At 45.1% G+C, this 14,149-nt stretch carries 13 protein-coding genes; 10 read left to right on the forward strand and 3 right to left on the reverse strand.

Features of this window, described 5'->3' with window-relative positions; all coding sequences use genetic code 11:
* Positions 1 to 33 precede the first annotated feature (33 nt).
* Positions 34 to 534, forward strand: a complete 501-nt coding sequence (locus CN378_RS01290; protein ID WP_098350115.1) for an Lrp/AsnC family transcriptional regulator — start codon at positions 34 to 36, stop codon at positions 532 to 534.
* Positions 531 to 1,700, forward strand: coding sequence for an aminotransferase (locus CN378_RS01295; protein WP_098350116.1), 1,170 nt, complete (start codon positions 531 to 533; stop codon positions 1,698 to 1,700). The genes CN378_RS01290 and CN378_RS01295 overlap by 4 nt, the downstream gene beginning before the upstream one ends.
* A gap of 198 nt (positions 1,701 to 1,898) precedes the next feature.
* Here CN378_RS01295 and CN378_RS01300 read toward each other — a convergent pair whose 3' ends face one another.
* Together CN378_RS01300 and CN378_RS01305 are read right to left on the reverse strand one after the other, a co-directional pair.
* Complete coding sequence (locus tag CN378_RS01300; protein ID WP_098350117.1) at positions 1,899 to 2,270, reverse strand: helix-turn-helix domain-containing protein; 372 nt, start codon at positions 2,268 to 2,270, stop codon at positions 1,899 to 1,901.
* Between the two features lie 141 nt (positions 2,271 to 2,411).
* A complete protein-coding gene (locus CN378_RS01305) occupies positions 2,412 to 3,740 on the reverse strand; it encodes a sodium-dependent transporter (RefSeq protein ID WP_098350118.1) in 1,329 nt (442 codons plus the stop codon).
* Between the two features lie 341 nt (positions 3,741 to 4,081).
* On the opposite strand from CN378_RS01305, the gene CN378_RS01310 reads away from it, so the two are divergent.
* The 5 genes from CN378_RS01310 to CN378_RS01330 all read left to right on the forward strand — a co-directional run bounded on the left by CN378_RS01310 (position 4,082) and on the right by CN378_RS01330 (position 7,888).
* Positions 4,082 to 4,369 (forward strand): spore morphogenesis/germination protein YwcE, encoded by a 288-nt coding sequence (locus tag CN378_RS01310; RefSeq protein ID WP_098350119.1) that lies wholly within the window; start codon positions 4,082 to 4,084, stop codon positions 4,367 to 4,369.
* Positions 4,370 to 4,712: 343 nt separating this feature from the next.
* Positions 4,713 to 5,126, forward strand: a complete 414-nt coding sequence (gene yugI, locus CN378_RS01315) for a S1 domain-containing post-transcriptional regulator GSP13 (protein ID WP_098350120.1) — start codon at positions 4,713 to 4,715, stop codon at positions 5,124 to 5,126.
* Between the two features lie 138 nt (positions 5,127 to 5,264).
* Entirely contained in the window at positions 5,265 to 5,828 is a 564-nt protein-coding gene (locus CN378_RS01320) for an MEDS domain-containing protein (protein ID WP_179884756.1), read from the forward strand.
* A gap of 205 nt (positions 5,829 to 6,033) precedes the next feature.
* Positions 6,034 to 7,554, forward strand: a complete 1,521-nt coding sequence (gene adh, locus CN378_RS01325; RefSeq protein ID WP_098350122.1) for an aldehyde dehydrogenase — start codon at positions 6,034 to 6,036, stop codon at positions 7,552 to 7,554.
* A 1-nt stretch (position 7,555) separates the two neighbouring features.
* The gene (locus CN378_RS01330) at positions 7,556 to 7,888 is read left to right on the forward strand and encodes a DUF779 domain-containing protein (RefSeq protein ID WP_098350123.1); all 333 of its coding nucleotides are present in this window, start codon (positions 7,556 to 7,558) and stop codon (positions 7,886 to 7,888) included.
* A gap of 228 nt (positions 7,889 to 8,116) precedes the next feature.
* Here CN378_RS01330 and CN378_RS01335 read toward each other — a convergent pair whose 3' ends face one another.
* Positions 8,117 to 9,499 carry a sigma-54 interaction domain-containing protein gene (locus CN378_RS01335; protein ID WP_098350124.1) on the reverse strand — a complete coding sequence of 461 codons (1,383 nt, stop codon included), beginning with the start codon at positions 9,497 to 9,499 and terminating at the stop codon, positions 8,117 to 8,119.
* A gap of 438 nt (positions 9,500 to 9,937) precedes the next feature.
* Between CN378_RS01335 and CN378_RS01345 the strand changes: the two genes are divergently transcribed.
* The 3 genes from CN378_RS01345 to CN378_RS01355 all read left to right on the forward strand — a co-directional run bounded on the left by CN378_RS01345 (position 9,938) and on the right by CN378_RS01355 (position 14,130).
* Positions 9,938 to 11,131 carry an ornithine--oxo-acid transaminase gene (locus CN378_RS01345; protein ID WP_098350126.1) on the forward strand — a complete coding sequence of 398 codons (1,194 nt, stop codon included), beginning with the start codon at positions 9,938 to 9,940 and terminating at the stop codon, positions 11,129 to 11,131.
* A gap of 153 nt (positions 11,132 to 11,284) precedes the next feature.
* Complete coding sequence (locus CN378_RS01350) at positions 11,285 to 12,529, forward strand: Glu/Leu/Phe/Val family dehydrogenase (protein WP_098350127.1); 1,245 nt, start codon at positions 11,285 to 11,287, stop codon at positions 12,527 to 12,529.
* 197 nt (positions 12,530 to 12,726) lie between these two features.
* On the forward strand, positions 12,727 to 14,130 hold the full coding sequence (locus CN378_RS01355) for an aldehyde dehydrogenase (protein WP_098350128.1): 1,404 nt from the start codon (positions 12,727 to 12,729) through the stop codon (positions 14,128 to 14,130).
* Positions 14,131 to 14,149 lie beyond the last annotated feature (19 nt).

The following is a 14,149-nucleotide window of genomic DNA, read 5'->3' on the forward strand; positions in this document are numbered from 1 at the left end:
GAAACCATTTAGTGGTGATGAGGAGGAAGCAGGATGCAACTGAGAGAAATGGAGCTTGATTTACTGAGGATTTTACAAAAAGATGCGAGGATTTCGACCGAAAATTTAGGGAAAATGCTTCAAGTTCCGGCCAAGGAAATTGAAGACGCAATTGAAAAACTGGAAAAACAACATGTACTCGTCAGATACAGTTCCGTTGTGGATTGGTCCAAGGTGGATGGCCATGAAGGGGTGACGGCCATGATCGATGTGAAAGTGGCTCCGAAAAGGGGAGTCGGCTTTGATGAAGTCGCTCACCGCATTTACCGCTATAAAGAAGTGAAAAGCGTCTACCTGATGTCCGGGGCGTATGACCTTTCCGTGACGGTGGAAGGCAGGTCCATGCATGAAGTGGCGACATTCGTGTCGGAGAAGCTGTCGACTCTGGATTCAGTGTTATCGACGACCACTCATTTTCAGCTGAAAAAGTATAAGCATGATGGAACGATTTTCGGCGACTCAGGTGAAGACAGAAGAATCGTGGTGTCACCATGACAACCGGGACATCGTACATAGCTCAATCCGTTAAAAACTTAAAGCCGTCGGGGATCAGGAAATTCTTCGATCTTGCAGCCAATATGGAAGGGGTCATTTCCTTAGGTGTGGGGGAGCCGGATTTTGTTACCTCCTGGACGGTGAGGGAAGCGGCGATTCTATCGTTGGAGCAGGGATATACCTCCTATACTGCGAATGCCGGACTTCTTGAATTGAGGGAAAAGATAGCCCGATATATGAAAGAGGGGTACTCTGTCGAATATGATCCGAAAACGGAAATCATCGTGACGGTCGGTGCTTCACAGGCACTTGATATCAGTATGAGGGCGATCATCGATCAGGGGGATGAAGTGATTGTCGTGGAGCCGGGCTTCGTTTCATACGTACCACTCGTCCAACTGGCGGGTGGAGTACCCATTACGGTCGAAACCAAACCGGAAAATGGCTTTAAGGTCACAGCTGAAGAACTGGAAGCAGCCATCACGCCAAGGACAAAAGCTGTGCTCCTGTGTTCCCCGAACAATCCGACAGGGACGGTCCTGGAAAGGGATAACTTGGAAAGCTTGGCTGAAGTGATCCGGAAGCATGATCTCGTCGTCTTTTCAGATGAAATTTATTCGGAGCTTGCCTATGATCATCGTCATGTATCGATCGCTTCGCTTGCAGACATGAGAAAAAGAACCATCGTCATCAACGGTTTCTCGAAAGGATTCGCCATGACAGGGTGGAGACTCGGCTATATATGTGCCCCTGAAGAGATTGCCTCATCCTTATTGAAGATACATCAGTATGCCATGATGTGCGCCTCGACGCCTGCCCAATTTGCAGCAGTGGAGGCTCTGGATAAGGGAATGGACGATGTGATGGAAATGAAGAGAAGTTACAGTCATAGGCGTCACTATTTCGTCGACTCCCTGAACGAATTGGGATTAGCGTGCCACACCCCCGGAGGAGCATTCTATGCCTTTCCGTCCATTCATAAAACGGGAATGTCTTCTGAGGAATTCGCAGAGAAGCTTCTTATGGAAGAAAAAGTTGCGGTGGTTCCCGGGAATGTGTTCGGTAAGGGTGGAGAAGGATATGTCCGCTGTTCATATGCCTCGAGTATGGAGCAGCTGCAGGAAGCCGTGAAGCGGATGAAGAGGTTCGTGGAGAATCATAGTTAGGTAATGAAGGTTCGTTAAGGAAGGTGCCTGGCACAGAATGGGTCGGCGGTGTCAGGCACCTTCCTTAAATTTGCACAAAAAAATAGGACGATACCAGGATCGTCCAACAAATGAAAACAAAAGGGGGAATACTTAGAAAGCTTATTTTCAGTATGACCCCTTTTGTTCATCTCTATACATCATTTTTGAAAAAAGTTTTTACGATTCATTTTTTTCATATTTCAATTCATAAAGCATTTGCATCACCCTTAAGAAATCTTCTTCCGTGAATTCTTTTGCTTTGCGGAGGATAAGCTTCGTGCGTTTGGGACCTAATTCCTTGATCAGCTGCTCCATCTCGGCATCGACCCCTGCAGGTGGATGCTCTTTCATTTCCCGTTCCATGAGTTCGGAAGCTGGAATATCGAGAACAGTGGACAGTTTCAAAATGGTTTGTGTATCGGGGATCTGCAGATCAGATTCATATTTTTCGATTGTTTTCGTTCCAAGCCTCGCCCTTAATGCAAGCTCCTGTTGAGATAATTTGCGTTCTTCCCTTACCCGCTTCAAATTCTCACCAAAATGTGACATGCCATAGTCCCTCCTCTTAAAATACCTTCCTTATATCTATAGTTTATCACCATTTGGAAAAAATTAGCCCGCCAACCCGTGAACAAAATGTTACATAAATAAGAGGTCCGTCCCTCAAGATGAAGGACGGACCTCTATTGATCATGATAAGAAAACGAGGAGGATGGCTACGGGTACGATATAGCGCAGCAGGAAGATCCAGCTGTTGAAGAGCCCGGCGGATATGGATGAACCCGATTGAAGTTCGTTCCAGACATCCTCGCGTTTTAACCTGTAGGATACGAATATGGAAATAAGCAGTGCGCCCACAGGCAATCCAATATTACTTGTTATATAGTCAGCAAAGTCGAAAAAGTTCTTCCCTCCAATGAGAACATCGTTGAATACTCCAAATGATAGAGCACTCGGAATTCCCGCGATGAATACAAGGATCCCGATCAACCACGTAAACGGCATTCGTTTCTTCTGATTCCCTTTGGACAGGGCAGCGACACCGATTTCCAAGATGGAAAAAGCAGAAGTCAACGTGGCAAACAATAACAGGATGAGAAATACGGTCAAGAATATCCCGCCGAAGGCAATCTCATTGAAAACGGCAGGAAGTACCACGAAGGCAATCCCGGGTCCTTCATCCGGCTTAAAGCCGAGGGCATACACAGCAGGGAAGATGACCAATCCTGCGAGTAGTGAGATAAAGATATTAAGTCCCGATACGCTGATGGCGGATCTTGGCATGCTGTCATCTTTGGACAGATAAGAGGCATACGTCACCATGACGGACAGCCCTACGGTTAAAGCAAAGAACGCCTGTCCCAATGCAAGTAACACGGTCTCCCCGTTTAAATAGCTCCAATCCGGAAGCAACAGGAAGCGTACCCCTTCCATAGCGCCGTCTAAAGTAAGGGACCTGAACACCAAAATAATGAACAATATGAATAAAGCCGGCATCATATAGCGACTGGCCCGTTCGATCCCTTTTTGAATCCCGCCCTGTACGACAAGGATGGTCATGACGATAAAGGCGAACTGGGCGATCAGCACTTCCGTTGGGTTCGCTATGATACTTTCGAACAAATTCCCGTATTGTTCCTGCGTCCTGCCGATCAAAGAACCGGTCAGACTTCTTGCCAGGTAGGAAAGAATCCATCCGCCAACCACACTATAAAAGGATAAGATGATAAACGAGACCACAGTACCTAAATAACCAATCCAATGCCAATATGAATTCGGTGCCAATAGTTTATAGGAAGTGACAGCATCTGCCCCGGCGCGCCTCCCTATGACAAATTCGGCGAGAAGGATGGGGGCACCGATTAATATAGTAAACAGAATAAAGAGCAAGAAGAAAACACCACCGCCATTCGCACCGGCCATATAAGGGAATTTCCAGATGGCACCAAGGCCGATGGCAGAACCTGCCGCTGCCAGAATAAAGCCTATCTTGGAAGTCCATTGATCTTTCTTGGCCATACTTATGATCCTCCTTTCAAAAAATAAGATTTTTCAATCGTACTATGTTTTAGTACCCCTGTACACCGGATTTTTAAATTTTCAATAAATGGGGTATAGGGAAAGAACGGGAATGAATGTTGGGAGTATAGCGATTCACTGACTCGTATTTCCATATATTATGTGTGAAAACGCTTGAATTCATTACTTTTCAACTAATTTTTAGAAAAGAAGTCAAAAACATGTTAAATGGGCTGGAAATTTTTTAAATATGTAGTATACTAATTGTAACAAAACGTTCACAAATTATTCTTTTTTTCGCCACAATTGAAAGCGTTTACTACAGAAATGGAGGAATGGAAATGGATGTCTTTCTAGTATACCTATTCGTCGCAACGGCAACTCCACTTTTTCTTTGGGTCGAACATCGTAAATGGGCGGTTCTTCACATCCCATTCGTTATAGCCTTATGGTCAGCATTTATCTATTATGTAGCCGTACCGGAACTCGGAGGCTGGGGACATGTAACCCTTTGGAGCCTGTTTGTCGCTAACCTTGCATTCGCACATATCGCAGCCTTCATGCTCTATGCCGTACCATTTATTCAAAAGCAGAAAAAGAAGAGATCTACGACTGTACGGAACTTTTAGTCTGACCCATCCAAAATTGGGTTGGGCTTTTTTTTTGCATGATTTTAGTAAATGGACACCCTGGCATTATATAGTAGAAGGATAAGGATGAATTTCGTCAAACCGGAAGAGAACTGGCGACATCTTTAAATTTACAGGATGAATCCTGATGAATGCTGTATTTACACTGTTTTAATAATACGAATATTGGGGAAGCATAACTAGTGAGAATGCAATTTTAGAGAGGATCGGGTCTATGGATGGGATGGAATCATAATATCCCTTTGCCGAATCCCTGATTCTATGATATAATCTACAATTGCGTGTAAAGACGAAAAATAATATATATACTAGGAGTGTTACCATGACTACAAAATTCGAAACAGGCTCTGTTGTAACAGGTAAAGTTACAGGCATTCAACCATACGGTGCATTCGTTGCACTTGACGAAGAAACACAAGGATTAGTTCATATCTCTGAAATCACTCACGGATTTGTTAAAGACGTTAGTGAGCACCTTTCAGTAGGCGACGAAGTAAAGGTTAAAGTATTATCAGTGGACGAAGCAGCTGGTAAAATCAGCCTTTCTATCCGTGCTACAGAAGAAGCTCCTGCTCAACAAGCAAAGCCTGCAGCAGCGAAAAAGCCTCGCCGTCAAGGTCAAGGAAGTGTGAAACAAGCAAACGAAGAAACAACACCAGCAGGTTTCAACACTCTTAAAGACAAGCTTGAAGAGTGGATCGAGCAATCAGAACGTGAAGATCTAATCAAGAAATAATAAATCGAAGACTGTCCGTCATGACGGGCGGTCTTTTTTAATGGATTTTTTCATTTCATACCCCTTGTGGTAAAAGAGGGATTGGGCACTGTTTGATAGAATATATAGAATTAGAGGTAATCCTGGGAGGTGGGGAAATTGAAAGAGAAAGTCAGTCATCTATTAGCTGGAAACGAATCTACTCATGTGCTTTATTCTTATCGGGACAGAAACCGATATTTAGAAAATGCCCTAGCCTACATACTTCAAGGAATTGAAGCGGGGGACTCCATCGTACTGATCGAGAACGAGAGAAATCTGAATGTATTGCTTAAACAGTTAAAGGGTCATCTAACAGATAGTCAAATTGAGAAGCTTCATGTCATCAGTAACTTTGACTTCTATCAATCGAGTGGTAGTTATCATCCTCCTGCTATTTATGAACAATTGACCAAAACCATTACACCTTATTTAGAAAATGATATTTCATTCCGCTCTTGGACGAATGTGGAATGGGGATCCCTTGAAGACCCTGTTTCCATCATCGAATGGTTCGAAACAGAAACGGACCGGGTTATTCATGAGTATAATCTGACCATCGTGTGCGCGTACGATTCAGAGAAGATGCCTGACCGTCTGGAAGAGGGTCTGAAGAAAAATCATGGGCATATTATGTCGGATGATGATATCTTGATCTCGAAAGTATACAGTAAGTCCAATTAACCATTGAAAATGGCGATGATCCTTATGATAAGGATTATCGTCTTTTTTATGCTTTAGATATGCCGGGGATACAAAAAATTTATCGTAAATTAACGAAAAATAAAGAATTTTTAAATAATACACTTGTCCGTACCTCACCGATGGCATATAATGAGAAATGAAAGCGCTTTATTTATAAAAATACATAAATACAGGAGGATCTTAGATGCTATATAATAATCCGAATACGGAAGGATCATTGGTACAATTCAAAGACAAATATGAGAACTTTATCGGCGGTGAATATGTGCCGCCCGCAAGCGGGGAGTATTTTGAAAATGTATCACCGGTAACGGGGAAGGTCTTCATCAAAGTAGCCCGTTCCAATAAAGAGGATGTTGAAAGAGCATTGGATGCGGCCCACGCAGCGAAGGACGCATGGGGCAAAACTTCTGTAGCAGAAAGAGCCAATATTTTAAATAAAATCGCAGACCGCATGGAAGAGAACCTGGAAATGCTGGCAGTCGCAGAAACGTGGGATAACGGGAAGCCTGTTCGTGAAACGATGGCGGCAGACCTGCCGCTTGCAGTTGATCATTTCCGTTACTTCGCTGGATGTATCAGGGGCCAGGAAGGATCTCTGGGAGAGATTGATAATGATACCGTTTCGTATCACTTCCATGAGCCGATCGGGGTCGTTGCCCAGATTATTCCTTGGAACTTCCCGATCCTGATGGCTGTTTGGAAGATAGCGCCTGCCCTTGCTGCAGGAAACTGTGTCGTATTGAAGCCGGCAGAGCAGACACCTGCATCCATCATGGTCCTGGTCGAATTGATTGAGGACTTGCTGCCAAAAGGCGTACTGAATGTCGTTCAAGGATTTGGAGTGGAAGCAGGGAAGCCCCTTGCACAGAGCAAGCGCGTTGGGAAAGTAGCCTTCACGGGTGAAACGACAACCGGCCGCCTGATCATGCAATATGCTTCTCAAAACATCATTCCTGTCACACTGGAGCTTGGTGGGAAATCACCTAATATCTTCTTTGAAGATGTCATGGATCAGGATGATGACTTCCTGGATAAAGCAGTTGAAGGATTCGTCATGTTTGCGCTTAATCAGGGGGAAGTGTGTACATGTCCTTCCAGGGCATTGATTCAGGAATCGATCTACGATAAGTTCATGGAGCGTGCGATTGAACGGGTGAAGCAGATCAAGCAGGGGAACCCGCTGGATACAGATACGATGCTCGGCGCCCAGGCCTCTCAAGAACAATTGGAGAAAATTCTCTCTTATATTGAAATCGGGAAAGAAGAAGGAGCGGAATTACTCATCGGTGGGGAGCAAAATGCACTGGATGGTGACCAGGAAGCAGGTTTCTATGTGAAGCCGACCGTATTCAAAGGCAACAATAAAATGCGGATTTTCCAAGAAGAAATCTTTGGACCGGTTGTTTCCGTCACCACATTTAAAACGAAGGAAGAAGCCCTTGAAATCGCCAATGACACCCTTTATGGACTGGGAGCGGGAGTATGGACGCGTGACATGAACACGGCTTACCGTTTCGGCAGGGAGGTTCAAGCAGGACGCGTATGGACAAACTGTTATCACCAATACCCGGCACATGCGGCATTCGGTGGCTACAAAATGTCCGGTATCGGTCGTGAAAACCATAAAATGATGCTATCACACTATCAACAAACAAAGAATTTACTAGTCAGCTATAGCCCCAAAGCGTTAGGATTCTTCTAAAATGGAGCAGCGACTAGAGGCGACAGAACAAGCACTCCAGTTGATTGAAACGTTAAAGGGAAAGCACGGTGCCCTCCTGTTTCATCAGTCCGGTGGATGTTGTGATGGCAGTTCCCCTATGTGTTTAAGTCAGGATGATCTGATCATCGGTGACAGTGATGTATTGGTAGGTACTGTAGCCGACTGTCCTTTTTATATGAATGAGCAGCAATATGAGTATTGGAAGCATTTCCGGATCATATTGGATGTAAGAGAAGGAAGGGGAGGAGTGTTCTCCCTGGAATCGACAGAAGGCGTCCGCTTCATCACCGATTCCAAACTGATGAAAGCGTGATGTGCCTGGTAGGGTTCCTCAAAGAGACAACCTGTTTTAGTGGGGTGTCTCTTTTTTTGTGTGGAGATATGTTGCCTGTCCGATGATTCTATGAGATTTAACATATCGACCGTTACCTGGAATGATCAAAAAAATATCGACGGTTCCACACAAAGCGACAAATTTCACACCCCCCCTGCCACCACGCTAAAAAACCACTCTCTCAAAAAGAAAGTGGCTTCCGCCCATTCAAAACGAATTCCGCTCAATCCCATACTTCCGAATACGGTATTGCAGGTTCTGCCGGCTCATGCCAAGGGCCTTCGCGGTTTTGGTGATATTGAACTCATGGTATTTCAGTGCTTTCTGAATATAATAGGTTTCGGCTTCCTCTATGAATAGCTCCAGCGGCTTGATTTCGGTTCCCGATTGGTAGAGGAACTCCGATTCATCCTGAATTTCTTCGCCTACTGTCGTATGATGGATCCTCTGTCTGAATCCGAATGGGAGGTGGTTGAATCCGATTTCCTCTTCAAACCCGACCAGATTGAATGCCCCTTCGATGACATGTTCGAGCTCCCTCACATTCCCCGGCCAATCATATTGTTGGAAAATTTCCTGCACTTCCTCGGATATGCCCTTGATATTCATGGCGAAATGGTGGTTAAACTGATCGATGAAATAGTTCACGAGCTCCTGCAGGTCTTCTTTCCTTGAACGGAGAGAAGGGATGAAAACGGACACGATGCTCAGGCGGTAATAAAGATCCTTCAAAAGGCGCCCTTCTGCGATGGCATCGATCGGATCCTCGTTCACCGTCGCCATCACCCGGACATCAAATGGGAGGTCCCTCCCCCGGGAGAAGAAGTTTAATAACTTCTCCTGAAGGGAAGGGGTTAATGAATTGATTTCGTCAAGCAGGAGTGTCCCTCCCTGGGCCTGTCGGAAGAGAGGGGGTCTTTGATCTTCCGGGCTGCTGCCTTCTTCTCCGTCGTGAAAAAGGATTTCTTCGAGCATGTCATCCCGCAATGATGAACAATTCTGGGTGATGAAAGGACGGTTGGCCCGTGCGCTGTCGTTGTGAATGCTCTGGGCGAACAACTCTTTCCCTGTCCCTATCTCACCACAGATCAGGACCGGTGAAGAAATCCTCGTCGCCCGCTTTCCTGTTTCGACGGCGTCCTCGAGGCGGGGATGATGTCCGATGATGCTATCAAAAGTAAAGAAGCTTTTCGGCTTTTTAGGGTTTTGATCCCTCATCACCTTTTCAAGCTTGGTGATGTCCCGTGCAATCTCGATGGCTCCGATCAACACCTCGTCGTGAAAAATGGGGAAGGTGTCATTCATCGTCGTGATTTCAATCCCGTTCATATTAAAATAGGTCTGCTTCACATTGAGGGTGGGTTCCTTTGTATTCAGGACCTTCAGAAGGGTACTTTCTTCCTCGGAGTAAAACTGGAAAACATCCAGCAAGTTTTTATCCAGGACGTCTTCGATTTCCATCCCTTCGATTTCCCTCATCTTGCGATTGTAGATGATGGTCCTTCCGGTAGAATCAATGACGTGGACGCCTGATTCGAGATGTTCAGCGACTTTTTCATACATATACAACCGTTTTTCAAATTCCAGCATGCTGTCTCTCTCCTCTTCTTGACATGGGTTCTTACTGCAAAACGTATCGTCTATAGACCCTCTATTCCCGCAAATTTTCCAGCTGGTTTCTGACGGAGCCGGTCATTCACTTCGGTGAAACCCGGAAAAAGAGTGGAATTATAAAAAATTTTAAAAAACTCTTGAAAAACGCAACCATCTTTTGCATTATTATAAGTGTAAGGGTTTTCTAAATGCAAATATTTTTTGCGTATTAGATCATGAATCATGTCCCATAGGGATGAATAAGGATCTTTGTTTAAAGAAAGCAGGCAGTCGGGATCATCTTTTGCTTCACTTTCAAGCAAAGACAACATGAGAAACACTTTAAGGGTAGAACCAGGAGGGGCCTTTTCGTAAGGGGATCCCTCCTTGTATAAAACAATTAATCGCTTTTACATTACGTAAGGAGGAACTTAAATGGCAGTTAGCACTCATTCAATTATTGAACAAACGGAAAAGTATGGGGCAAAAAATTATCATCCCCTACCAATCGTTATTTCAGAAGCAGAGGGCGTTTGGGTGAAAGATCCTGAAGGAAATAAATATATGGATATGCTAAGCGCTTATTCAGCAGTCAATCAGGGGCATCGTCATCCAAAGATCATCCAGGCGTTAAAGGATCAGGCAGATCGCGTGACGTTGACTTCCCGCGCATTCCACAATGATCAATTAGCTCCTTGGTATGAAAAGATTTGTCAGCTGACAGGTAAAGACATGGCGCTTCCAATGAATACGGGTGCCGAGGCAGTGGAAACAGCCATCAAAACGGCTCGCCGCTGGGCTTATGATGTGAAGGGTGTAGCGGAAAACAGCGCAGAAATCATTGCGTGTAACGGGAATTTCCACGGAAGAACGATGACTGCCGTTTCCCTTTCTTCAGAAGAGGAATACAAGCGCGGCTTCGGTCCGATGCTTCCTGGGATCAACTTGATTCCTTATGGTGATCTTGAAGCATTGAAAGAAGCGATCACGCCTAATACAGCTGCGTTCCTCATCGAACCGATCCAAGGGGAAGCAGGGATCGTATTCCCTCCAAAAGGGTTCATGAAAGCAGCGTATGAATTATGTAAAGAAAACAATGTCCTGTTCATTGCCGATGAAATCCAGGCAGGTCTTGCCCGCTCAGGAAAAATGTTTGCCTGTGAGTGGGAAGATGTCGATCCGGATATGTATATTCTCGGTAAAGCACTTGGAGGGGGAGTATTCCCTATTTCTTGTGTGGTGGCAGATGAAGAAGTGCTCGGTGTATTCAATCCCGGATCTCATGGATCTACTTTTGGAGGAAATCCAATGGCATGTGCCGTGTCCGTTGCCTCACTCGATGTATTGATCGACGAAGATCTTGCGGGTCGTTCCCTTCAAATGGGAGAATACTTTATGAGTAAACTTCGTGAGATAGATAATCCTATGATTAAGGAAGTTCGTGGCAGCGGATTATTTATCGGAGTGGAACTGACAGAACCAGCCCGGAAATACTGTGAACAACTGAAAGAAGAAGGACTGCTTTGTAAAGAAACACATGATACAGTCATTCGTTTTGCCCCACCTCTTGTCATCTCGCAGGAAGACTTGGATTGGGCGATCGAACGGATTAAAAAAGTACTGTCTTAATCCCCGGCAGGGTAAGAAGTTTTTTTCTTGAAACAGCCGGAAAACAGGTGTGAAAATAAAAATTATTTCTTTCCCAAGTCAATGGTTTAAGATACGGTAATATGTTACAATTACAACGTTTCAGATCACATAATAAAGAGGCGAATGTTTACAATGGGAGAAAACCTTAATCTGTTTACTTCTACACAGCATGTCATCAATGATGCTTTATCAAAGCTTGGATATACGGATGAAATGTATGAACTTCTGAAAGAGCCGATTCGTATGTTGACCGTTCGTATCCCGGTTCGAATGGACGATGGCAGCATCAAAGTATTCACCGGCTATCGTGCACAACATAATGATGCAGTGGGTCCTACAAAAGGCGGCGTACGATTCCATCCTGAAGTGGATGAAGAGGAAGTAAAGGCTTTATCCATGTGGATGAGCCTGAAATGCGGCATTGTGGATCTTCCATACGGTGGAGGAAAAGGCGGGATCATCTGTGATCCCCGTACGATGTCCTTCACTGAACTGGAGAAGCTGAGCCGCGGATATGTTCGCGCCATCAGTCAGATTGTCGGTCCTACGAAGGACATCCCGGCACCTGATGTGTACACGAACTCTCAGATCATGGCCTGGATGATGGATGAGTACAGCCGTCTGCGTGAAAATGACTCACCAGGTTTCATTACAGGAAAACCGATTGTCCTTGGTGGTTCACAAGGTCGTGAAAAAGCAACAGCTCAAGGTGTGACCATCTGTATCGAACAGGCAGCAAAAAAACGTGGCATCGATATCAAGGGTGCCCGCGTCGTCATCCAAGGTTTTGGAAATGCCGGCAGTTTCTTAGCGAAGTTCATGCATGATGCCGGAGCAAAGGTCATCGCGATTTCCGATGCCCATGGAGCCCTCCATGATCCGGCCGGTTTGGATATCGATTATCTGCTTGATCGTCGTGATAGCTTCGGTACCGTAACGACTCTGTTTGAAAACACGATTTCAAATAAAGAGTTATTGGAGCTGGAGTGTGACATCCTCGTTCCTGCCGCGATTTCAAACCAAATCACGGAACAGAATGTCTATGACATCAAAGCATCCATTGTAGTAGAAGCTGCAAACGGTCCGACTACTTTTGAAGCAACACGAATTCTTTCAGAAAGAGGAATCCTCCTTGTTCCCGACGTACTTGCAAGTGCCGGTGGAGTGACGGTTTCTTATTTCGAATGGGTTCAGAATAATCAAGGGTACTACTGGACAGAAGAAGAAGTAAACGAGAAGCTTTATGCTAAACTTGTGGAAGCTTTCAACAATGTATACGAAACATCTCAGAATCGTCGAGTGAATATGCGACTAGCCGCATACATGGTCGGCGCACGCAAAATGGCTGAAGCCTCAAGATTTAGAGGTTGGGTGTAACGATCGCATGATGAAAGAACGTATTCTCATTTTTGAAATGAGGTACGTTCTTTTTTTGTGTTTAAAGGAATTCAGGCTTGTATGTAGAAATGATTAGAAAGGGATTATTTTGGGTAAAATCATTGAAATTGATATAAGAATATGTATTACGTTCTTGTGTTTAAACGATTAAACATGAAAGATTTGGAGGGAACCATATGTCTACTGAACTGCTTATAGAGGAGGCTTCTGTTGAAATGATAGAAACCAGTCTTCAACAGCATAAGCAATTTTTTAAATCCGGGGTGACTCGTCCCATTCAATACAGAAAAGAATTGTTGGAAAAGTTCTCTGCTGTCATAAAAAGTCATGAAGCAGAAATCATCGACGCGTTAAAAAAAGATCTGAATAAATCCGAAATGGAAACGTATGTGACAGAAATCGGCATCCTGCTGGAGGAGATTCGATTCGTGCAGAAGCACATCGATGAGTGGGCTGAACCGAAGAAAGTAAAAACCGCGAAAACCCATATCGGATCGAAGGCCTACACGGTACCGGAACCGTACGGGGTCACACTGATCATCGCACCTTGGAATTATCCGATTCAGCTGGCGCTGGCACCGGTCATCGGAGCGATCGCGGCAGGAAATACGGCGATCATCAAACCGTCGGAGCTCACTCCCACCACGTCTGCCTTACTGGCGCAAATGATCAATACACATTTTGATCCGCGACAGCTATTCGTCATTGAGGGCGGGGTGGAAACCACCCAGAACCTTCTGAAGCAGCCCTTTGACTATATCTTTTTCACCGGAAGTGTACCTGTAGGGAAAGTCGTCATGGAAGCGGCGGCAAAGCAGTTGATCCCGGTGACCCTTGAACTGGGCGGGAAAAGCCCGTGCATCGTGGACGAAACGGCGGATATTCCCCTTGCCGCTAAACGTATCGCATTCGGAAAGGTGACAAATGCCGGGCAGACATGCATTGCGCCGGACTATCTGTTCATTCATAAAAGCAAGAAAGATGAATTCATAACTGAATTCAAGAAAGCCGTCATTGAGTTTTATGGGACTGAACCTTTGAAAAGCGATAAATTCGGACGGATCGTCAACGAGCGTCATTTCAATCGTCTGACAAGCTATTTGGAAGACGGGGAAATCCTTTTAGGGGGAAATGTAGATCCCTCGAGCTTAAAGATCGAACCGACCTTAATGGAGCCAAGGGATTTTTCCGTACCGGTGATGCAGGATGAGATTTTCGGACCTGTTTTTCCTGTCATCGAGTATGAGGATCTGGAGGAAGTCATCGAGTTTGTGACCGAACGTCCGAAACCCCTTGCCCTTTATTTGTTCACCAGCAATCCTGTTACTGAAGAGAGGATCAACGGATCGATTTCCTACGGGGGCGGATGTGTGAATGATACGCTCATGCACATCGTAACGCCTTATCTTCCTTTCGGTGGTGTAGGGGAGAGCGGGATCGGAAATTATCATGGGGAATCGAGCTTTTCAACCTTCTCCCATTACAAGAGCATTTTGAAGCAGACGACGAAATTCGATATGAGCTTCCGCTACCCTAGTGGAAGATTCGGTTTGCAGATCCTCAAGAAATTATTGAAATAAGAAAGGTGACCCGGGTTGG

Origin of the sequence: Bacillus sp. AFS015802, assembly GCF_002561455.1 — a bacterium.
In the GTDB taxonomy this organism is placed as follows: Bacteria; Bacillota; Bacilli; order Bacillales; family Bacillaceae_B; genus Rossellomorea.

Bases quoted from the DNA above. Each gene is read 5' to 3' on its own strand.
- CN378_RS01295 (WP_098350116.1), top strand. From the start codon at position 531: ATGACAACCGGGACATCGTACATAGCTCAATCCGTTAAAAACTTAAAG.
- CN378_RS01350 (WP_098350127.1), top strand. From the start codon at position 11,285: ATGGGAGAAAACCTTAATCTGTTTACTTCTACACAGCATGTCATCAAT.
- CN378_RS01310 (WP_098350119.1), top strand. From the start codon at position 4,082: ATGGATGTCTTTCTAGTATACCTATTCGTCGCAACGGCAACTCCACTT.
- CN378_RS01330 (WP_098350123.1), top strand. From the start codon at position 7,556: ATGGAGCAGCGACTAGAGGCGACAGAACAAGCACTCCAGTTGATTGAA.
- CN378_RS01355 (WP_098350128.1), top strand. From the start codon at position 12,727: ATGTCTACTGAACTGCTTATAGAGGAGGCTTCTGTTGAAATGATAGAA.
- CN378_RS01290 (WP_098350115.1), top strand. From the start codon at position 34: ATGCAACTGAGAGAAATGGAGCTTGATTTACTGAGGATTTTACAAAAA.
- CN378_RS01300 (WP_098350117.1), bottom strand. From the start codon at position 2,270: ATGTCACATTTTGGTGAGAATTTGAAGCGGGTAAGGGAAGAACGCAAA.
- CN378_RS01335 (WP_098350124.1), bottom strand. From the start codon at position 9,499: ATGCTGGAATTTGAAAAACGGTTGTATATGTATGAAAAAGTCGCTGAA.
- CN378_RS01345 (WP_098350126.1), top strand. From the start codon at position 9,938: ATGGCAGTTAGCACTCATTCAATTATTGAACAAACGGAAAAGTATGGG.
- yugI (WP_098350120.1), top strand. From the start codon at position 4,713: ATGACTACAAAATTCGAAACAGGCTCTGTTGTAACAGGTAAAGTTACA.
- adh (WP_098350122.1), top strand. From the start codon at position 6,034: ATGCTATATAATAATCCGAATACGGAAGGATCATTGGTACAATTCAAA.
- CN378_RS01305 (WP_098350118.1), bottom strand. From the start codon at position 3,740: ATGGCCAAGAAAGATCAATGGACTTCCAAGATAGGCTTTATTCTGGCA.